The following is an 18,291-nucleotide window of genomic DNA, read 5'->3' on the forward strand; positions in this document are numbered from 1 at the left end:
TCACGCCGGATCCGGCAGGTTCACCAGGGCGAGTTTCGCCGGGTCGGTCACGATCCTGATGTCCGTGATCCTGCCATCCGTCACCGTGAACGCGAGCAGCGCGAGCGGGGTGCCGTCCTCGCGCCACGAGGCGAACCCGGGGAGGCCGTTGACGCGTACCGCGCGTCCTCGCGGTGCCGCGGAGGCGGACAGCCGCGCGCCCGTCGCGACCTTCGTGGCGCCGAGGGCGACGACCGTGCCGGTCGGGGTGTCGGCGGTCAGTTTCACGTCGGGGTCGAGGACGCGCAGCAGGCCCTCGAAGTCGCCGTGGCGGGTCGCCGCCAGGAAGGCCTGGACCACTTCCCGCTGTTCGCGTCCGGTGGCGCTCGGCCGCTCGGCGCCGCGCACCTTCCTGCGTGCGCGGCTGGCCAGCATCTTGGCGGCGGCCGTGGACTTGCCCAGGATGCGGCCGATCTCGCCGAACGGCACCGCGAACAGGTCGTGCAGCACGAACGCCAGTCGCTCGTTCGGCCCGAGCGAGTCCAGGACGACGAGCAGGGCGAGGCCGACCGAGTCGGCGAGCACCGCGTCCTCCTCCGGGACCGGTCCGTCGTCGGCCGTCACGACGAGCTCGGGCAGCAGGGCGTCGTCGTACGGCGACTCCGGGCGGGTCTGACGCGTGCGCAGGACGTCGAGGCTGATCCGTCCGACCACCGTGGTCAGCCAGGCCGCGAGGTTGTGAATGCCCGTCACGTCCTGCCGCGAAAGCCGCAACCAGGCCTCCTGGACCACGTCTTCGGCGTCGGTGTGCGAGCCGAGCATGCGGTGGGCGATCGCGCGCAACCGGTCTCGCTGGGCCTCGAACGCCTCCGCCATCGGGACCGCCGCGCTGGTGTCGGACATGTTGTTACCTTCCTCGGGACTGCTCCGTCATGGGGGATGACGGGCCCGGAGGGGCACAGGTAACCGATGAAGGAGCAGCACCGATGGAAGCACGGATGAAGGCCGCCGCGAACCCCGACGTCACCACGGCGATCCAGCACCTCTACAAGGCGATTCACTCCGGGGGCGTCGACCAGGGCCTGCTGGGACTCGTCCATCTGCGCGTCAGCCAGATCAACGGCTGCAGTCCATGCGTCCACGCCTCGGTCGCGGCGGCGCGGAAGGCGGGCGAGAGCGACGACCGGCTGCACAACGTCGTCGCGTGGCGCGAGACGCCGTTCTACTCGGAGGACGAGCGGGCCGCGCTCGCCCTGGCGGAGGCCGCCACCCGGATCCAGGACGGCGCGCCGGGCGTGACCGACGAGATCTGGGACGCCGCGGCCGAGCACTTCGACGAGAAGCAGCTGGGCTCCATCGTGCTGGAGGCGTCGCTGACCAACCTGTTCAACCGGATCAACCGCGCGGTGCGGGAGCAGGCCGGCAAGACCTGGTAAGTCGAACAGCGGGCAGCGCCGACGGCGGTGAGGGTTTTCGGTCCTCACCACCGTCGGCGCTTCGTCGTTTCCGTACGCCTGTACCGCCCGCTACGCCCGGTACGCCCGCAAGAACGTCCGAACCCCCTCGACCACCAGCGGCCTGACCCGTGTGTCCTCCATGGCGTTCGCGGAACCCAGCCGGTCGAGCGCGACGCCGAAGGTCAGCGCGATGAACTGGTCCGCCGCGAGGCGGGGGTCGGGGACGTGCAGCAGTCCGGCAGCGGCGAGCGCGGCGAACCGCTCGGCGAGCGCCTCGTCGGGGGTGTCGGCCATGGAGTTGTAGCCGCGGTGCGGCAGGTTTCCGGACTCCGCGCGGACCAGGCGCTGCAGTGTCGCGTACTCCGCCGAGCCGAGCATGTCGGTCGAGATCCGCATCGAGAACGTGACCAGCGCGTCTTCGAGGTCGGCGGGTCCGGTGAGGCGGTCGACGTCGGTGAGGGTCTCGTCGAGGGTGCGGCGGATCGTCGTGATCATCGCCTCGCCGATCGCGTCGACGACGGCCTGGAGCAGCGTCCGCTTGTCGCCGAAGTAGTCGTAGACCGTCCGCTTGGACACCTCGGCCCGGGCGGCGACCGCGTCGACGCTGGAGCGGTCGAAGCCGTCCGCGAGGAACAGTTCCCGGGCCGCCGAGAGGATCGCGGCCCGCTTCTGGGCGGACCCCTCGCGCAGCGTCTTCGTGGTCGGCGTCTTCGTCGTCGGCATGGCGCCATCTTAGCCGTCTTTCTGGCTACACTGCACGGTGTAGTGTAGACATGGTTCCATGACCACAACAGCAACGCCCGCTCCCCCGCTCCGCATCGGGAAAGCCGCCGTCGCAGCCCTCGGCATGCTCGCCGTCGCCACCGGCGCGCTGGAGTCGGTGGTGACACCGACGCTCCCTCTCCTGCAACGCGAACTCGACATGAGCCCCGCCGAAGGGGCGTTACTCAGCATCGTGCTGCTCATCACCGGCGCGCTCGTCACGCCGGTCGCGGGCAGGTTCGGCGATCGCTACGGCGGAAAACGGGTCCTCATACGGCTCATGGCGGTGGTCTCCACCGGCGGTCTCGTCTCGTCGCTCGCGCCGAATCTGCCGGTGCTGCTGCTCGGTCAGGTGCTGCAGGGGGCGATGGTGGGCGCGCTGCCGCTGTCGTTCATCCTGGTGCGCGAACACCTCCCCGCCGGGGAGTCGAAGGTGGCCATCGGAGTGGTCAGCGGCCTGTTCGTGGCGGGCGGGATGGCGGGCACGCTGTCGGCCGGGCCCGTGGCGGAAGGGCTGTCCCGGCACTGGATGTTCGCGCTGCCGACGATCGCGGTCGCCGTCGCCACGGTGCTGGTGAACCTGCTGATGCCGCGGGACGCACCGCGCCCGCCGGGCGACGCGCGGATCGACTGGCCCGGACTGCTCCTGCTCAGCGGGACGCTGGTCACGCTCATGCTCGTGCTGGCGCTCGCACCCGACGTCGGCGCGCAGCCCCTCGCCCTGGGCGCCCTCGTCCTGGTGCTCGCCGGCCTCGTGACCGCGTGGGTCCGCGTCGAGCGCCGCGCCGCCTCGCCGATGGTCGATCCGCGGATGCTGGCGCGGCCCGCGGTCTGGAAGTCGTGCGTGCTGACGTTCGTGATCTGCGCGGGCACCTCGGTGCCGGTCTATCTCCTCCCGCAGCTGTTCGCGGTCTCCTCCGACACGTACGGCTTCGGGGCGAGCGCCACCGAGATCGGCTTCTATCTGCTGCCCGGCGCCGTGGCCGCGTCGCTGGCCGGGCCGATCAGCGGCATGGGGGCGCGACGCCACGGCTCGCGTGCCGTGATGACGGTCGGGATCGTCCTCATGGTCGCCGCCCTGCTCGGCCTCGCGGCCGTGCACGGCGAGATCTGGCACCTCGTCCTCGGCAAGGTGCTCGTCGCGTTCGCCAACGGCCTGTGCGTCACGGCGATGGTGACAAGGACCGCCACGTCCGTCGACCAGGGCGACACCGGCATCGCCACGAGCCTGGTCCTGGTGACCCGCGTGCTCGGCTTCGCCGTGGGCGTGCAGGTCAGCGGCGCGATCCTCACCGCGGGCACCCCCGCGGGTGCGGACGACCCGGCCGAGTCCGCGTTCGTCATCGGTTTCGCCCTGGCCGCCGTCGTCACCGCGCTGTCCCTGCTCGTCACCCGCACCATGAACAAAGGAGTCAAGGAATGAGCCCCACCCGGACCCCCTCCCGAGCCCGCCGCCCCCGTGTCCTGATCTCGGGAGCCAGCATCGCCGGGCCCGCCCTCGCCTACTGGCTGAACCGCCACGGATACGCGGTCACGGTGGTCGAGAAAGCGGGCGCCCTGCGCGGCGGCGGCTACCCCGTCGACATCCGCGGCACCGCGCTGGAGGTCGTCCGCGGTATGGGTCTGCTGCCGCAACTGCGGGACGTCCACATCGACGTGCGTCGGCTGACCTTCGTCGACGGCGACGGCGCCGAGGTGGCCTCGGTCGACCCGCACCACCTCACCGGCGGCGTCGGCGGGCAGGATCTGGAGGTGCGGCGCGGCGATCTCACCGAGGCCCTCCACGGCGCGGTCCGTGACGACGTGGAGTTCCTGTTCGACGACCGCGTCGACACATTGGACCAGTCGGACCACGGAGTCGACGTCACGTTCCGCGCGGGCGGCAGCCGTACGTTCGACATGGTGTTCGGCGCGGACGGCGTGCACTCGCGCACCCGCGAGTTCCTGTTCGGGCCCGAGGAGCAGTTCCACCGCTACCTCGGCCACTGCTTCGCCGGCTTCACCCTGCGCAACACCTTCGGGCTCTCCGACGAGGTCATGATGTGGAACACCCCGGGCAGAGCCGCCGCGCTCTACGCCGCAGGATACGACGGGCACGTGCACGCCCTCCTCGACTTCGCGCACCCGGAGCCGCCGTTCCACGCGTTCCGGGACCCGCGGGCCCAACGCGCGCTGGTGGGCGAGGTGTTCGCAGACGCAGGGTGGGAGGTGCCGGGCATGCTCGCGGCGCTGCGCGGCGCTGACGACCTGTTCTTCGACGTGGTCGGTCAGATCCGCATGCCCCGCTGGTCCAGCGGCCGGGTCGCCCTGGTGGGCGACGCCGCGTACGCGCCCTCGTTCCTGACCGGGCAGGGAACGAGCCTCGCGCTCGTCGGCGCCCACGCGCTCGCCCATTCCCTGGCGGGCGGGGACCACGCCGCCGGCTTCGCCGCGTACGAGCACGACACCCGCCCCTTCGTGACGGCCACTCAGGACCGGGTCGGCGAGGGCGGTGCCACACTCTTCCCGACCACCGCCGCCGCCCTGGAACGGCGCAACGCGATGCTGCGGAGACTCGGGACCACGCCCGCTCATTCGGTATTTTCAGAACGCCCCGCGTAATAACGCTGAAAGGCATAGCCAGTTGGGCATACCCGTACTTCCCGTGGAATACCGATGCGGATTTCCATAGAATCATTATCCGACCCTGACGGAAATACTGACTCCTGGGCAGGTGTACCTTGCTGGTTCGCTCGGTTGAAGATGTCGTCGGCAGCGAATGTGACGTGGACTGGGGCAACGGAACGAGCCGGAGGCTGCTCGTTCAGGCCGATGAATTGGGTTTCAGCCTGACCGAGACATACGTACAGCCCGGGAGTGAGTCGTATCTGCGGTACGACAACCACCAAGAGGTCTGCTACTGCGTGTCCGGCTCCGGTTCCGTGGAGACGGCGGACGGCTTGTTCGACATCAAGCCGGGAATGCTGTACGCCCCGGGCATGGGCGAACCGCACATACTCCGCTCGGAACACGGCATGACGCTGATGTGCGTCTTCTCGCCTGCCCTGCACGGACCGGAGAAGCACCTGCTCACGCCCGGTGTGCACTCCAGCTACTAGAACGGAGGCAGGTGAGAATGCCCGACACCATTGATCTGGTGATCCCGAACGTCGTCGAGTTCAACCTGAAACGCGAACTGCTGGAATTCGACCCGGGTGTGGAACACGACCTCGTCGAGCACGGCACGGGATTCACCGATCAGTGTGTCTTCTGGAGCACCGGCGACCGTGTGCTCGTGCTGCCCGCCGGCTACTCCCAGGAGTGGCTGACGCACGTCCACGCCGGTCTCGGCGGCTCCGTGCCGCCCGTCGTGTCCCCGCTGCCCCGCACCGGCCGTCTGGTCCACGATCTGCTGGGCGACGACCGGGCGCTGGCCGCCCTCACCGCCGCGACCGGCGGGGCGCGGGAGGTGCGGATCCTGTCCTTCGGCGCGTCGCCCGACCTGTACTCTCTCGCCTCGGTGCTCCGCAGCCAGGGGCGGGAGGTGCGGCTCGACGTCGCGGGACCGGAGCACTACTGGGCGTACGAGTACCTGGAATCCAAGCTGTGCTGCGTCGACCTGGCCTCGCACATCCCCGGGTTCCGCGTGCCGCGCGGCATCTCCGTCACCAGCTGGGAACAGCTCAAGGGGGCGGTCGCTTCGATCGTGGGCAGCGGCGGGCGTGCCGTCGTCAAGAGCATGTACGGGGTGGGGGGTTACGGCTCCGCGGTCGCGCAGGGCGAGGCCGACGGCACCGTGCGGCGCTTCTGGCAGACGCTGCGCCGCGAGCCGTTCTTCGGCACGTTCCCGCTCACCGTGCAGGACTACGTCGCGCACGGCACCGACTGCCCCGCCGTGGACGTCCTCGTCGACGAGAGCGCCGTGCCGCGCATGGAGTACAGCATGCTCGGCGTCGACGGACTGCGGTACCGCAGCCTCGCACTCGGGCCCGGGGTCCTCGACCCGGACCTGGAGGAACGGCTCGCCGCGCTCGGCACCGCCGTCCACACGTTCGCGCAGTCCCTCGGCTACCGCGGCTGGATGACCATCGACTGCCTCCGCGGCCTCGACGACACGCTCTACGTCACCGAGATCAACGCCCGGCGCTCCGGCGCCATGCACGCCGTCGCCCTCGCCGAGCGGTGGGCCGACGAGGCGCCGGTGGCGTACGTCGACGACGCCCTGCCGCTGCGCCTTTCGGGCACGGTGTCGTACGCGGAGCACATCCGTCCCGTCTTCGACGAACTCTGGGAGCGCGGCGTCCGGGCCTACCCGTCGACCGTCCGGGCCCTCACGGGACACCGCCCCTCGCTGGGCATCGTGGTGTGCGCCAAGAGCGCGGCGGACGGCGAGCACATCGCCACGGAGGCGCACCGGGCCGTCAACGCCGCGGTCGCCGCGGGGTGATCCCCCGCGCGTCGCGTGCACGAAGAAGGGCGTCGGGCCGAGGCAACCGCCTCGGCCCGACGCCCTTCCCGGCTCACGCGCGCGTGCCGCAGCCCTTCTCCGCGAGGAACTCCGCCTGTGTCATCGGCGTGGCGTTCTCGAAGAGACGGTTGAGGAGCTCGCCCTCCCACTCGACCGCTTCCACCTCGTCGACCCCGTACTCCGCCAGGATCCTGCCGATCGCCTGCAGCGCGAGGAGCGAGTAGCCGCCCATCTCGAAGAAGTCGCTGTGGTGCACGTCGACGGAGTCTGCGCTCACCTCCAGGACCTCTGCCCAGATCCTGCGCACCACTTCCGCCGCCGCTTCCGCGTCGCCCGACGTGGACGGGAGTTGAGCGGCCAGGTTGTCCGTCACTGTTCCTCCAGGTGTCTTGATGTGCGGTTGGCGTGTCACGGAATCAGCACCACCTTGCTGGCCTCGCCGGCGTCGAAGAGCCGGAACCCCTCGGCCGCCTCCGACAACGGCATCCGGTGCGAGATGAGGTAGGTCGGGTCGACGCGGCCGCCGCGCACCAGGTTCATCAGCGGCTCGAAGTCCCCGACGGGGTCGCCGACCGCAAAGCGCAGCGTGACCTCCTTGGCGAACGCGAGCCGGGTCGGCATGGGCATGGCCTCGGAGGCGTGGGCTCCCACGGCGCAGACCGTCCCGCGCGGGCGTACGACGTGCAGCGCTGTCAGCAGCGACGCGTCGGTTCCGACGGCCTCCAGGACGGCGTCCGCGCCGCGGCCCTCGGTCAGCTCGGCGACCTGCGCTCCGACGTCGGGTGTGGTCGGCACCGGGCACGCGCCGCGTTCGGCGGCCAGTTTCCGGCGGCTCTCCAGCGGGTCGACGGCGAGCACCCGGGCGGCGCCGAGCAGCCATGCGGCCTCCAGGGCGAGCAGCCCCACGGGCCCGCAGCCGACCACCGCCACCGTGTCGCCGGGACGCACCCCGGCGCCCACGGCGCACGCGTACCCGGTGGCGAGGACGTCGCCGACGAACAGCGCCCGCTCGTCGCCGACGTCGTCGGGGATGGGGAACAGCACCGTGTCGGCGAACGGCACCCGCACGAACTCGGCGTGCCCGCCCGCGTAGGCGCGTGTGCCGACCACGGTCGCGTAGCCGAACAGACCCACCCGGTCGCACTGGTAGTGCCAGCCGTGGCGGCAGGCCCTGCAGTGCCCGCACGCGATGATGTCCGAGGCGACGACCCGGTCCCCGGCGCGCAGACCGCGCACCTCGGGGCCGGTCTCCTCGATCACGCCGGTGAACTCGTGGCCGGTGACCGTTCCGGCCGGGAAGCCGTCGATCTCACCGCGGTACGGGTGGAGGTCGGTGCCGCAGATCGCGCTGCGCACGACCCGGACGACGGCGTCCCGGGGTTCCTCGATACGGGGCATGGCCACGTCGTCCGCGACCTCCGCCCGGCGTGTGCCGTGCCATCGCAACGCTCTCATGCGTCCTCCAGTTCACGGCAGGCGGCGTCGAGTTCCTCGTGCAGGTCGTCGAGGAGACGGGCGGCGGCCTTGTCGTCGTACTGGGCCGGGTCGTAGGCCAGCAGGACGCGCAGTGCGCCCGCCTCTTCGAAGAAGCCGAGGTCCAGGGGGTGTGCCGAGAAGGGGTCGTGGTTGACGAGTGCCGTGTCGAGGCCTTCGAGGGCGGGCGGCACCTCCGGTGCGGTCTGGAAGGTCACGCAGGCGCCGATCACCGGCCGGAAGCCGGGCCGCCAGAGCCCGAGGACCTGCGCCACCCGCTCGAACGGCATGTCACGGTGGGTGTAGGCGCCGATCAGGTTGCGGCGGACCTGGTGCAGCAGGTCACGGAAGTCCGCGTCCTGGGCCACCTGGGTCCGTACCGGCAGCAGGTTCACGAAGAGGCCGACGGCCTTCTCGAACTCGGCGCTGGTGCGGAATCCGCCGCGCGTGCCCACGAGGATGTCGTCGGTGTCGACATGGCGGCGCAGCATGCGCTGGGAGGCGGTGAGCAGCAGCATGAAGAGGGAGACGTGCTCACGCCGTGCGGCTGCCCGCAGCCGTTCGCCCAGCGGCCCGGGAACCGCCGTCCACTGGGTGCGCGAGGGCTGTTCGGCATCTGGGGACGCCGAGGGAGATGCCAGGTCGAGCGGAGGCAGGCCTGACGCATCCGCCAGCACCTCCTTCCAGTACGCGAGTTGTTTCGCGCCCGCGGGACCGCCGAGCCACTCCCTCTGCCTGCGCGCGAAGTCCCCGTACTGGGCGGGCACCGGCGGCAGGGGCGAGGGACGCCCGTGCAGGTGTGCGCTGTAGAGCTGCTCCAGTTCCCGCAGGATCACCGTCCACCACGACCAGGCGTCGGAGACCAGATGGTGCGAGGAGACGCGCACGATGTGCTCGCGCGGCCCGAGTCCGAGCAGCGCCGCCCGCACCACGGGCCCGCGGACCAGGTCGAACGGGCGCCGCAGGTCCTCGGCGAGGAACTGCGCGGCCACCTGTTCGCGTTCCGCGTCGGGGAGCGCCGTGAGGTCCGTCAGGGGCAGTGGCACCTCGGCCCGCGGGGACACGCGCTGGACGGGGAGCCCCGCCACGACGGGGAAGCGGGTGCGCAGCGCTTCGTGCCGGTCGACGACGTCCTCGATGGCCGCCCGCAGGGCCGCCGCGTCGAGGTCGCCGACGAGCCGGAAGGTCACGGCGACGGTGTGGCGGGCCTGTCCGGCGCGGCGTTCCAGGAACCACATGCCCTGCTGGGCGTACGACAGCGGCGCGTCGTCGCGCACGGCTGTGCTCACTTGACACCCCACGTGAACAGCCAGCGCCGGGGCACCCCGGTCAACCCCAGTTGCGCGAAGGTGGTGCGCACGCCCCGGATCAGCGCGTCGGAGCCGAGGGCGAGGTCGGTGAGGCCGGTGGCGCCCTCCACGAACACGGAGTACGCACAGAGTGCCTCCCAGTCCTGGAGCGACCACGTGTACTCGGCCTCCTCGGACTTGGTCTGGGAGAACCCCGCGTCGGCGAAGAGCTGCTCGTGCTGTCGGGGTGTGAGCGTCCGCATCGCCACGGGCATCTCGCGCACGAGCACGAGGTCCGTGCCGCGGTCCCGCAGGACGGCGCGGGTGGCGCGCAGCCAGTGGGTGTAGAAGGGGCGGGTCTCGGGGAGTACGGCCCCCTCGTAGAAGAGGGTGTTCAGGGCGCAGCGTCCGCCCGGGGCGAGCAGGCGGTGGCAGCCCGCGACCACGGCGCCGCGCTCGGCGGCCGGGATCTGGTGCATCACGTTGCTCAGGACGGCGACGTCCACCGGTCCGGTCAGGGTCTCGACGTCCTGGGCGCGCCCTTGCACGAAGCTCACCTTGGGGTCTCGCAACCGGCGTCGCGCGATGGCCAGTTCGTGCTCGGACGGGTCGATGCCGATGATGGCGCCGACGTGCGCGGAGCGTTCCAGGAGCAGTTCGGTGGCGAGGCCCGAGCCGCATCCGACGTCGGCGACGACGCCGCCCTCCGGGGCTTCGCAGATGTCGACCAGACGCTGGGTGACGTCGCCGTAGAGGGGACGGCGCGACATCGCGTCGAACTCGTATCCGTGGACGAAGGTCATGACGCCTCAACTCATCGGTGGGGTGGGGGAGCCGGCGCGGTGCGGGGCGCGGGTGGAGGCGAGCAGCCGCGCCGCCGTGCCTCCCATGAGGGCCTCGTACTCACGCGGCGAGAGCGGATCGCTGCCGTCCGGCCACGGTTCGGGGTCCCGGGCCAGTTCCGCCGTGCGGGCCACGGACCCGGTCATGGACGCGAAGGGGAAGTCGGTGCCCCACAGGAGCCGGTCGAGGACGCCTCGGTCGCGGGCGTGGGCGAGGGCCCTGGCCACGGTGGCGGGCGGCTGGTAGGAGCCGAAGATGGACAGGTCCGCGTAGAGATCGGGGTGCCGGGCGAGCAGGTCGACGCAGGGTCCGGTCCAGGGGGTGCCGAGGTGGGCGAGGATCACCTTCAGGCCGGGGAAGTCCTTGGCCACCTGCTCGACGAGGAGTGGGGAGAAGAAGCGGGGGTCCGCCTGGCGTGAGGGCGTGTAGCCGGTGTGGATCAGTACCGGGATGTCCAGTTCCGCCGCGGTCTCGTACACGTCGTACCACCGGCGGTCGGCGGGTGACATCCGCAGGTAGCAGGGGGCCGTCTTCAGTCCGCGCAGGCCCAGGCCGGTGACGGCCTCGCGCAGGCGTGCGGCCGCGCCGGGGGTGCCCGCGTCGACGGAGGCGAAGCCGGTCAGGCGGTCGGGGTGGCGGGCGCACAGGTCGGCGACGAACTCGTTCGGCACCGAGAACCCTTCGACGCGCCGCACGTCGAAGGCGAGCAGGAAGACGCGGTCGACGCCCGCGGCGTCCATCTCGGCGAGCAGCTCGGCCTCGGGCGCGGTGAGGTCCTCGGGTGCCAGGTCGGTGGTGGCCGTCATCTGTTCGGCGAAGCGGGCCGAGTAATGGCGGTAGTACTCCCCCGCGTGCACGTGTGCGTCGATGATCACGGCTGCCGCCTTCCGGGCCGCGCCGGTCCTTCGCCGTGCCAGAACAGCAGGCGTACGCCCTTGGGTTCGAGGCGCAGCAGCTTCTCGCACTCCGGGGCGCCGTCCGCGGTCCGGCGGCGCAGGACGGTGTCCACCGGTTCGGGGGCGTGGTTGATCACGACGCCGCAGCGTTCGTCGCCGCGTCCGAGGACGGTGGTCTCCACCGACGGGTCGTCCGCGGTGAGCGGCGCGCGTACGCCCGCGTCCTCGGCGACGGCCTCGTACAGCCGGTGCCAGTCGGTTTCGCCCAGGCGGTAGGGGGCGTTGAGCTGGGCCTCCAGGGGGGCGTTGAGGTAGTAGACGCTGCCGGCGCCGAGGCGGTGGCGGGTCAGGGCGGGCGAGCCGTCGGCGAACGCGGCGAGCGTCTCGGCGCCCGCCGTGTCGATCACCGGGATCGGGTCCGCGTCCCAGCGCAGCGGGAAGCGCACGCCCGCCCAGGTGAACTCGGCGTGGCTGTCGCCCGCGCGCGTGAAGTCCCGTACGCGGATGCCGAAGAGTTCCTCGTCGCCGGCGGCGTCAAGGAGGCTGCCGGTGGAGTACAGCAGCACTCCCCCGGCGGTGACATACCGTGCCAGGCGGCGTCGTTCGGGCAGCGACAACTGGCGCGCGGAGGGGCAGATCACCAGCGCGTGCCGCTCCAGTTCCGGGTCGCGTCCCGTGAATTCGTAGGGCAGGTGCGCCTGTTGGAGGAGCAGGTGGGCGTAGAAGGCGGCGGGTGCGTCGCTGCCCGAGGGCGTCAGGTATCCGGCGTCCTCCTGCGCCTCGGCCTCGGGGACGAACACGCCCACCGGGGCGGGCAGCGGCCGGAACCCGGCGAGTTCGCCGGTGACGCGCCGGATGAACTCCCGGTACTCGGCGAGGACCGGCTTCTCGCCGCCGGCCGCGTCGAGGAGGCCGACGCGCCGCTCGTTGGGCCGCAGCGCGTAGGGCTTGCGCTCGGTGGTGAAGTCCTGCCAGCACCAGACGGCGGTGCCGACCGCGCCCGCCGCGAACACGGAGTGGGCGGCGGCCCGCAGGTACTGCGCGGCCGTGGTCTCGTCGCAGCCGTAGCTGCCCAGCTCGTCGACGTAGACGGGCCGGTGGGCGCTGCCGCGCCGCACCAGGTAGGGCACGAAGGCGGTGGCCTTGCGGGCTGCGACGGACTCGACGTGGAACGGCGTCCACACCGGGAAGCCGTGCAGCCCCACCATGTCCAGGCTGTCGGCGTGCTCCGGGCGGAAGGCGTGGCCGCCGAGGATCGCGGAGGGCTCGTTGGCCTGGAGGACCAGGGCGTCCGGGTCGGCGTCGCGGATCGCCGACGCGAGCATCCCCCACCACGCGCGCACCTCGTCGGGCCCGAGGGAGGCGGACGCCCCGGAGTCGACGTGGATCACCTCGTCGCCCAGGTCGTACGCGAGGACGTTCGGCTCGTCCCGGAGCCCGGCGGCGATGTGGTGGACGAAGGCCCGCTGCCGCTCGCGCAGATCCGCGTCGCGCCACAGGTCGCGGCCGTCCCGCCAGGGCGGGTCGAACCGCTGGCCGTTCATCCAGATCGTCAGGAGCGAGGGCAGGCACAGCAGGCCGTGCCGCCCCGCCGTCCGGACGAGCTCCCGCAGCCGGTCCGTCGCCGTGGGGTCGTAGACGCCTTCCTTGGGCTCGAAGTCGGCCCAGAAGACGAAGAACCGCACGGTGTTCAGGCCCTCCGCCGCCATGCGCCGGAAGTCGTCGTCGATGCGGTCGCCGTCCCACTCACGCCAGTAGTCGCACCCCGTCGGCGAGGGGTGGTAGTTGACGCCGACGCTGACGAACGGCCGTCCGTCGCGCCGCAGGGCCCCGTCGGCGAACGTGACCCGGCCGCCGCTCACGCGCTCTCGGGCCATGCGTCGCTCACCGCCTCCACGACCTGTCGCACCTCGTCCTTGCCGACGCCGGGGTGCAGCGGCAGGGAGAGCTGACGTGCCATCACGTCCTCGGTGACGGGGAGCCGGCACGGCCCTCCCCTGCTGCGCCGCTGGTAGGCGGAGAACAGGTGGGTGGGCGGATAGTGCACGCCGCTCTGGATCCGGGCGGCGCGCAGCCTGTCCTGCAGCGCGTCGCGGTCGGCGCCCTCGGGCAGCACCACGGCGAACAGGTGGTGGGCGCTCTCCTCCACCGGCCGGTCCGCGTACGGCACCGTGATGCCGGGCAGCGGGGCCAGCTGCTCGCGGTACATCGCGACCGCTTCCTGGCGTCTGACCTGCCCCGCGGGCAGCGCTTCGAGCTGGACGCGGCCGATGGCGCTGCCGATCTCCGTGGGCCGGTAGTTGAGGCCCAGCGTGTCGACGTCGTACAGGGAGGAGCCGCCGTGGTGGCGCTGCTGGGCGCTGACGGTCAGGGCGTGCGAGCGCAGCCGCCGGATGTGGTCGGCTACGGCGGGGTCGCGGGCGACGACCATGCCGCCCTCGCCCGTGGCGAGGTTCTTGGTGGCGAAGAAGCTGAAGCAGCCGATGTCGCCGACCGTGCCGAGCATGCCGTGGGGCGAGTCCGTGACGGGGGCGTGGGCGCAGTCCTCGATGAGGGCGAGGCCGTGCGTACGGGCCAGCCGGGCGAGGGCCGTCAGGTCGGCGGGGTGGCCGCCGTAGTGCATGGCGACGATCGCCCGGGTGCGCGGGGTGATCCTGCGGGCGGCGTCCTCCGGGTCGATGGACAGGTCGTGCGCGCCCTTGACGTCGGCGAAGACGGGGGTGGCGCCGGACAGGGCGACGGTCGCGGCGGCCGACACGAAGTTCAGCGAGGGCAGGACGACCTCGTCGCCGGGACCGAGGTCCAGGCTCAGGACGGCGAGGTGCAGGGCCGCGGTGCCGTTGCTGACGGCGACCGCGGACCCGACGCCGAGCGCCGCCGCGAACCTGTTCTCGAAGTCCTCGGTGACGGGCCCGGTCGAGAGCCAGCCGGAGCGCAGGACCTGGGTGACCGCGTCGATCTCGGCCTGCCCGATCTGCGGGCGGTACAGCGCGATGTCGAACGCCGTCATGCGGACCCCACCTCCTGGAACGCGCCGGTGCCCGCGCCGAGCACGGCCTCGGCGCCGCGGCCCAGATAGCGGGCGCGGTCGGCACGGAAGGCGGCGGCGGCCCGGTTCAGCTGCTCGGGCGTGCCGATGTCGTGCCAGTCCCCTTCGATGACATGGCCCTCGATGCGCTCGCCCTCGGCGCGTGCACGGTCGAGGAGTGCGGGCATGTCGTCCCGCACGCGGGGCGCGAGGAGGCGCTGCAGGGACGGTTCGAGTACGTAGATGCCGCCGCTGACCAGGAAGCTCAGCCGGGGCTTCTCCCGGAAGTCGGTCACCCTGCGGTCGTCGTCGAGCTCCACCACGCCGTGCGCGATGTCGATGTACTGGCGGCTGAGCGCGACGGTGGCGGCGGCCCCCGACTTCTTGTGGCGTGCGACCAGGTCGGCGAAGTCGATGTCGGTGAGCAGGTCCGCGTTCATCACGAGCGTGGAGTCCTCGAAGGGCGGAAGGAGTGCGAGCGGGCCCGCCGTGCCCAGGGGCTCCTCCTCCGGGAAGAAGTCCAGTTCGAGGCCGGCCCAGCGGTTCCCCGCGAAGCTCGCCTCGATCATGTGGGCCTGGTGGCCCAGCGAGAGGGACACGTGTGTGAAGCCGGCGCTCCGCAGCTGCGCCAGGATGATGTGCAGGATCGGTGTGCCGTCGACGGGTACGAGGGGTTTGGGGATGGTCAGGGTGTGCGGCCGTAACCTCCGGCCCACGCCTCCGGCCAGTACCACTGCTCTCATCGGGCCTTCTCCGTTTGCTTCCGGGCGGCGGTCAGCGTGCGGTAGACGGTGTGGACCCGGTCGGCGACCGCGTCCCAGCCGAGTTCGCGGCGCACCTTGTCGTGGCCGTGCTCTCCCATGGCGCGGCGTTCGGCCGGGTCGGCGAGGAGCCGGTTGACGGCGTCGGCGACGGTCCGCGGGGTGGGGCGGACGAGCAGGCCGTCCCGGCCGTGGGCGACGATCTCCCCGCTGCCGAGGAAGGTGGACGCGACGACGGGTTTGCGGCAGGCCCACGCCTCCACGTACACGAGCGGGAAGAGGTCGACGGTGGAGGGCACGCACAGCAGTTCGCAGGCGGCGAGTGCGCTGTGCTTGACGTCCTCGTCGACCATGCCGAGCTCGACGACGCGGGGTCCCGCGTACCGGGCGAAGTGGTCGGCGCAGTCGTCGTCCCAGCGCGGGCCGAGGAACACGAAGGACGTGTCGGGGTGGTCGCGCCAGATGTGCTCGGTGGCCTCCAGGAGCGTGACGTAGCCCTTGGAGCGCGTCTTGCGTCCGAGGAAGAGCACCATCGGCCCTGCGATGCCGTGGGCGCGGCGGAACCCGTCGGGGTCGGGGGTGCCGGGCAGGTGCGGTCCCTGGCCGATGATGTGCAGTCGGCGTCCGTCCACGCCCGCGTCGCGGAGCATGTCGCGCTCCGCCTCGGACAGGGCGAAGACGGCGTCCGCGTTCCGGCATCCGTCGAGTACCGTCTCGCGGTCCGGCCAGACGTCGGGGGCGGACGCCGGGGTGACGGCGAACGGCACGTTCCAGGCGCGGGCGAGGTCGAGTCCCGCCGCGATGTCCTGCGGGTGGAACGCGTCGATGGCGTGGACGAGGTCCGCCCGGTCGGTGTCGTCGGGTGTGGCGGGCAGCGGCTGGATGCTGACGCCCGAACCGCGCATGAACGCCGCGGTGTCCTCGTCGACGGGATTCGAGTAGATCCCGGCCTCCCAGCCGAGGCGGCTCATCGACGCGGCGAGGTACTGCGTCATCAGTTCGGCCCCGGCGCGCGCCGGGAAGTAGCCGCGGTGGACGTACCGTACGCGCACGCCGCTCACGCTCCGCTTCCGTGCCCGGCGGTGGCCCGGGGGTGCCTGGCGTACCACGCGCAGGTGCGGCGCAGTCCCTCGCGCAGCGGTATCGCCGGGCTGTATCCGGTGAGTTCGCGCAGCCGGGTGACGTCGGGGAGGCGGCGGGCCGGGGACAGCGGGGGCGCCGGGTGGACGTCGAGGGCCGGGTGGCGGTCCAGGGCGTCGAAGACGTGCCGGGCCAGATCCCTGATGAGGATCTCCTCCTGGTCGTTGCCGACGTTGACGAGGAGGGGCTCCTTGGTGGGCAGCGCGGTCAGCGCGACGAGGGCGTCGACCGCGTCGTCGACGTAGCAGAACGCGCGCGTCTGGTCGGCCCCGTAGATCTCGAAGGGGTCGGCGCCGCCGAGGAGCCGCTCCACGAACTGCGGGATCACGTGGTCGTACCCCATGCGCGGCCCGTACACGTTGTGGAAGCGGACCATGCGCAGGGCGAAGCCGTGGGTGCGCGCGTATGTGCGGCACAGCAGCTCGCCGGTGATCTTGCTGAAGCCGTACGAGGAGCGGGGCACCGTCAGGTCGGGGACCATCAGCGGCACGTCCTCGTCCGTGGGGACGGACGCGACGCCCGCCTCGACGCTGCCCGCGTAGGCCTCGCTGGACGAGGCGAAGCAGAGGGTGGCGCCGGTCAGCCCGGAGAACCAGTCGAGGAGGTGGACGGTGGTGAGCAGGTTGGTGCGCAGCACCCGTCGCGGGTTGTCGTTGGACTCGGCGACGCCGACGACGGCGGCCAGGTGGTAGACCTCGGCGTAGTCGTCCCCGAGCAGCCCGTCGGGCACGGGGGTGGTCAGGTCGTGCTCGACGAGTTCGACGGAGCCGAGGAGTTCGGTGAGCTCCGCGTCGGAGCGGCCCCTGCTGAAGTCGTCGAGCAGCGTGACGTCGCAGGTGGCGGCGAGCCGGCGGGCCAGGTGCAGGCCGATGAAGCCGGCCCCTCCGGTGATCAGGATCTTCTTACGCACGGCCGAGCCTCATCGCTTTCGTCGAGGGCGGGAGGACCCGCCAGGTGTCGTAGACCAGCGCCGGGTCCGCCATGCGTGCCACCAGGTCGGGGGCGTCGACGTCGCCGTAACGCACGTGGTCGTTGAGGAGGATCGCCGCGTGCGCTCCGGTGAAGCCCTCGGTCAGGTCGACGGGACGGACGCCGAGCGCCTCGATGCGGGCCGCGGGCACCACGAAGTCGTGGCCGACGATCTCCTTGACCCGCCCCTTCAGGAACGGCAGCAGCCGTTCGTAGGGCGCTCCGCGCAGGTCGTCGGTCTCCGGGCGGCCCTTGTAGGCGAAGCCGGAGATCAGGATCCTGGCGTCGGCCGGGTCGACGCCCTGTTCCGACAGCGCGGCCAGGACGCGTTCGCCGACCCTGCGCGGCATGGACTCGTTGAGGGTGCGGGCGGCGGTGATCACCTGCGGGACGTGGTCGTACGCCGCGACGGAGTGCGCGAGCAGGTACGGGTCCTTGGTGAGGCAACTGCCGCCGACGAAGCCGGGCTTGTGCAGCTTGGGCCGCGGGTAGTCGAGGTTGGCGGAGTCGATGACCTCCCGCGCGTCCAGACCCAGCTTCTCGGTGATGAGGGCGACCTCGTTGCCGAAGCCGTAGATCAGGTCGGTGTGGCAGTTGCACACCAGCTTGACGAGTTCGGCGGCCTCCAGCGAGGAGACGGGCACGACCTGGTCGGAGAGCGTGCCGAAGAACTCGGCGGCCCGCTTGCCCGCGTCGTCGCTCAGGCCGCCGACGATCTGCGGCAGGGAGAGGAGCTCCGCCAGGGCCTGGCCCTGGATGGTGCGCTCGGGGCAGTACGCGATCAGCGGTTCGGGGACCCGTTCGCTCAGGATGGGCAGCACCAGGCTCCGTGACGTGCCCACCGGCACCGTGCTGCGCACGATGACGAGGGTCGTCTCGTCGATGCCGTGCGCGATCGCCTCGGTGGCGGCCCGCAGGTGGCTGAGGTCGGGGGTGGTGCCGCCGGTCTCGATGGGTGTGCCGACGCAGATGATGACGACGGGCGGCAGCTTCTGCCCGCGCACGTCGGTGGTGACTCCGAAGGCGCCGCTCGCGGCCGCGCCCCGGATCTCCTCCTCGACGCCGGGCTCGGCCAGTTCGAGTACGCCCCGGGCGAGTTCGGCCGCCACCTTGGGGTTGGTCTCGTAGCCGAGCACGCTTCTGCCGGTGGTCAGCAGTGCGGCGGTGAGGGTGACGCCGACATAGCCCTGCCCGACGACGCACACGTCGTAGTCCTCGTACGGCCTGGTCGATGGCATTGACATAGC

General features: G+C 71.8%; 18 protein-coding genes. 5 read left to right on the forward strand and 13 right to left on the reverse strand.

Features of this window, described 5'->3' with window-relative positions:
• Nucleotides 1-882, reverse strand: coding sequence for a sigma-70 family RNA polymerase sigma factor (locus DEJ49_RS02320; RefSeq protein WP_150182131.1), 882 nt, complete (start codon nucleotides 880-882; stop codon nucleotides 1-3).
• Nucleotides 883-965: 83 nt separating this feature from the next.
• On the opposite strand from DEJ49_RS02320, the gene DEJ49_RS02325 reads away from it, so the two are divergent.
• On the forward strand, nucleotides 966-1,415 hold the full coding sequence (locus tag DEJ49_RS02325) for a carboxymuconolactone decarboxylase family protein (protein WP_150182132.1): 450 nt from the start codon (nucleotides 966-968) through the stop codon (nucleotides 1,413-1,415).
• A gap of 90 nt (nucleotides 1,416-1,505) precedes the next feature.
• Here the strand turns inward: DEJ49_RS02325 and DEJ49_RS02330 are convergent, their stop codons facing one another.
• Nucleotides 1,506-2,159 carry a TetR/AcrR family transcriptional regulator gene (locus DEJ49_RS02330; protein ID WP_150182133.1) on the reverse strand — a complete coding sequence of 218 codons (654 nt, stop codon included), beginning with the start codon at nucleotides 2,157-2,159 and terminating at the stop codon, nucleotides 1,506-1,508.
• 58 nt (nucleotides 2,160-2,217) lie between these two features.
• Between DEJ49_RS02330 and DEJ49_RS02335 the strand changes: the two genes are divergently transcribed.
• The 4 genes from DEJ49_RS02335 to DEJ49_RS02350 all read left to right on the forward strand — a co-directional run bounded on the left by DEJ49_RS02335 (nucleotide 2,218) and on the right by DEJ49_RS02350 (nucleotide 6,624).
• Nucleotides 2,218-3,621 carry an MFS transporter gene (locus DEJ49_RS02335; protein ID WP_150182134.1) on the forward strand — a complete coding sequence of 468 codons (1,404 nt, stop codon included), beginning with the start codon at nucleotides 2,218-2,220 and terminating at the stop codon, nucleotides 3,619-3,621.
• A complete protein-coding gene (locus tag DEJ49_RS02340) occupies nucleotides 3,618-4,799 on the forward strand; it encodes an FAD-dependent monooxygenase (RefSeq protein WP_150182135.1) in 1,182 nt (393 codons plus the stop codon). Before DEJ49_RS02335 ends, DEJ49_RS02340 begins: the two co-directional genes overlap by 4 nt.
• A gap of 119 nt (nucleotides 4,800-4,918) precedes the next feature.
• Nucleotides 4,919-5,296: an ectoine synthase gene (locus DEJ49_RS02345; protein WP_150182136.1), complete on the forward strand. Its 378-nt coding sequence runs from the start codon at nucleotides 4,919-4,921 to the stop codon at nucleotides 5,294-5,296.
• A 17-nt stretch (nucleotides 5,297-5,313) separates the two neighbouring features.
• Nucleotides 5,314-6,624, forward strand: coding sequence for a hypothetical protein (locus DEJ49_RS02350; protein WP_150182137.1), 1,311 nt, complete (start codon nucleotides 5,314-5,316; stop codon nucleotides 6,622-6,624).
• Nucleotides 6,625-6,697: 73 nt separating this feature from the next.
• Here the strand turns inward: DEJ49_RS02350 and DEJ49_RS02355 are convergent, their stop codons facing one another.
• The 11 genes from DEJ49_RS02355 to DEJ49_RS02405 are packed head-to-tail and all read right to left on the reverse strand — an operon-like array spanning nucleotide 6,698 to nucleotide 18,282.
• Nucleotides 6,698-7,018, reverse strand: a complete 321-nt coding sequence (locus tag DEJ49_RS02355; protein WP_190329242.1) for an acyl carrier protein — start codon at nucleotides 7,016-7,018, stop codon at nucleotides 6,698-6,700.
• 35 nt (nucleotides 7,019-7,053) lie between these two features.
• Nucleotides 7,054-8,100 (reverse strand): alcohol dehydrogenase family protein, encoded by a 1,047-nt coding sequence (locus DEJ49_RS02360; protein ID WP_150182139.1) that lies wholly within the window; start codon nucleotides 8,098-8,100, stop codon nucleotides 7,054-7,056.
• Nucleotides 8,097-9,407: a condensation domain-containing protein gene (locus tag DEJ49_RS02365; protein ID WP_150182140.1), complete on the reverse strand. Its 1,311-nt coding sequence runs from the start codon at nucleotides 9,405-9,407 to the stop codon at nucleotides 8,097-8,099. The genes DEJ49_RS02360 and DEJ49_RS02365 overlap by 4 nt, the downstream gene beginning before the upstream one ends.
• Entirely contained in the window at nucleotides 9,404-10,210 is an 807-nt protein-coding gene (locus DEJ49_RS02370; protein WP_150182141.1) for a class I SAM-dependent methyltransferase, read from the reverse strand. Before DEJ49_RS02370 ends, DEJ49_RS02365 begins: the two co-directional genes overlap by 4 nt.
• A gap of 6 nt (nucleotides 10,211-10,216) precedes the next feature.
• Complete coding sequence (locus tag DEJ49_RS02375) at nucleotides 10,217-11,125, reverse strand: amidohydrolase family protein (RefSeq protein WP_190329243.1); 909 nt, start codon at nucleotides 11,123-11,125, stop codon at nucleotides 10,217-10,219.
• The gene (locus DEJ49_RS02380; protein ID WP_150182143.1) at nucleotides 11,122-13,023 is read right to left on the reverse strand and encodes a beta-galactosidase trimerization domain-containing protein; all 1,902 of its coding nucleotides are present in this window, start codon (nucleotides 13,021-13,023) and stop codon (nucleotides 11,122-11,124) included. The genes DEJ49_RS02375 and DEJ49_RS02380 overlap by 4 nt, the downstream gene beginning before the upstream one ends.
• On the reverse strand, nucleotides 13,005-14,156 hold the full coding sequence (locus DEJ49_RS02385) for a DegT/DnrJ/EryC1/StrS family aminotransferase (protein WP_150182144.1): 1,152 nt from the start codon (nucleotides 14,154-14,156) through the stop codon (nucleotides 13,005-13,007). Before DEJ49_RS02385 ends, DEJ49_RS02380 begins: the two co-directional genes overlap by 19 nt.
• Nucleotides 14,153-14,917 carry a sugar phosphate nucleotidyltransferase gene (locus tag DEJ49_RS02390; protein WP_150182145.1) on the reverse strand — a complete coding sequence of 255 codons (765 nt, stop codon included), beginning with the start codon at nucleotides 14,915-14,917 and terminating at the stop codon, nucleotides 14,153-14,155. The genes DEJ49_RS02385 and DEJ49_RS02390 overlap by 4 nt, the downstream gene beginning before the upstream one ends.
• Nucleotides 14,914-15,996 (reverse strand): glycosyltransferase family 4 protein, encoded by a 1,083-nt coding sequence (locus DEJ49_RS02395; RefSeq protein ID WP_190329244.1) that lies wholly within the window; start codon nucleotides 15,994-15,996, stop codon nucleotides 14,914-14,916. Before DEJ49_RS02395 ends, DEJ49_RS02390 begins: the two co-directional genes overlap by 4 nt.
• A complete protein-coding gene (locus DEJ49_RS02400; protein ID WP_150182147.1) occupies nucleotides 15,993-16,985 on the reverse strand; it encodes an NAD-dependent epimerase/dehydratase family protein in 993 nt (330 codons plus the stop codon). The genes DEJ49_RS02395 and DEJ49_RS02400 overlap by 4 nt, the downstream gene beginning before the upstream one ends.
• Nucleotides 16,978-18,282 (reverse strand): nucleotide sugar dehydrogenase, encoded by a 1,305-nt coding sequence (locus DEJ49_RS02405; protein WP_150182148.1) that lies wholly within the window; start codon nucleotides 18,280-18,282, stop codon nucleotides 16,978-16,980. Before DEJ49_RS02405 ends, DEJ49_RS02400 begins: the two co-directional genes overlap by 8 nt.
• Nucleotides 18,283-18,291: the final 9 nt, after the last annotated feature.

It is taken from the genome of Streptomyces venezuelae (genome assembly GCF_008642335.1).
GTDB classification, from domain to species: Bacteria; Actinomycetota; Actinomycetes; order Streptomycetales; family Streptomycetaceae; genus Streptomyces; species Streptomyces venezuelae_F.

What these genes read in the sequence shown, in the direction of transcription:
- DEJ49_RS02320 (WP_150182131.1), bottom strand. Translation starts at nt 882, where the DNA reads ATGTCCGACACCAGCGCGGCGGTCCCGATGGCGGAGGCGTTCGAGGCC.
- DEJ49_RS02325 (WP_150182132.1), top strand. Translation starts at nt 966, where the DNA reads ATGGAAGCACGGATGAAGGCCGCCGCGAACCCCGACGTCACCACGGCG.
- DEJ49_RS02330 (WP_150182133.1), bottom strand. Translation starts at nt 2,159, where the DNA reads ATGCCGACGACGAAGACGCCGACCACGAAGACGCTGCGCGAGGGGTCC.
- DEJ49_RS02335 (WP_150182134.1), top strand. Translation starts at nt 2,218, where the DNA reads ATGACCACAACAGCAACGCCCGCTCCCCCGCTCCGCATCGGGAAAGCC.
- DEJ49_RS02340 (WP_150182135.1), top strand. Translation starts at nt 3,618, where the DNA reads ATGAGCCCCACCCGGACCCCCTCCCGAGCCCGCCGCCCCCGTGTCCTG.
- DEJ49_RS02350 (WP_150182137.1), top strand. Translation starts at nt 5,314, where the DNA reads ATGCCCGACACCATTGATCTGGTGATCCCGAACGTCGTCGAGTTCAAC.
- DEJ49_RS02360 (WP_150182139.1), bottom strand. Translation starts at nt 8,100, where the DNA reads ATGAGAGCGTTGCGATGGCACGGCACACGCCGGGCGGAGGTCGCGGAC.
- DEJ49_RS02370 (WP_150182141.1), bottom strand. Translation starts at nt 10,210, where the DNA reads ATGACCTTCGTCCACGGATACGAGTTCGACGCGATGTCGCGCCGTCCC.
- DEJ49_RS02380 (WP_150182143.1), bottom strand. Translation starts at nt 13,023, where the DNA reads ATGGCCCGAGAGCGCGTGAGCGGCGGCCGGGTCACGTTCGCCGACGGG.
- DEJ49_RS02385 (WP_150182144.1), bottom strand. Translation starts at nt 14,156, where the DNA reads ATGACGGCGTTCGACATCGCGCTGTACCGCCCGCAGATCGGGCAGGCC.
- DEJ49_RS02390 (WP_150182145.1), bottom strand. Translation starts at nt 14,917, where the DNA reads ATGAGAGCAGTGGTACTGGCCGGAGGCGTGGGCCGGAGGTTACGGCCG.
- DEJ49_RS02405 (WP_150182148.1), bottom strand. Translation starts at nt 18,282, where the DNA reads ATGCCATCGACCAGGCCGTACGAGGACTACGACGTGTGCGTCGTCGGG.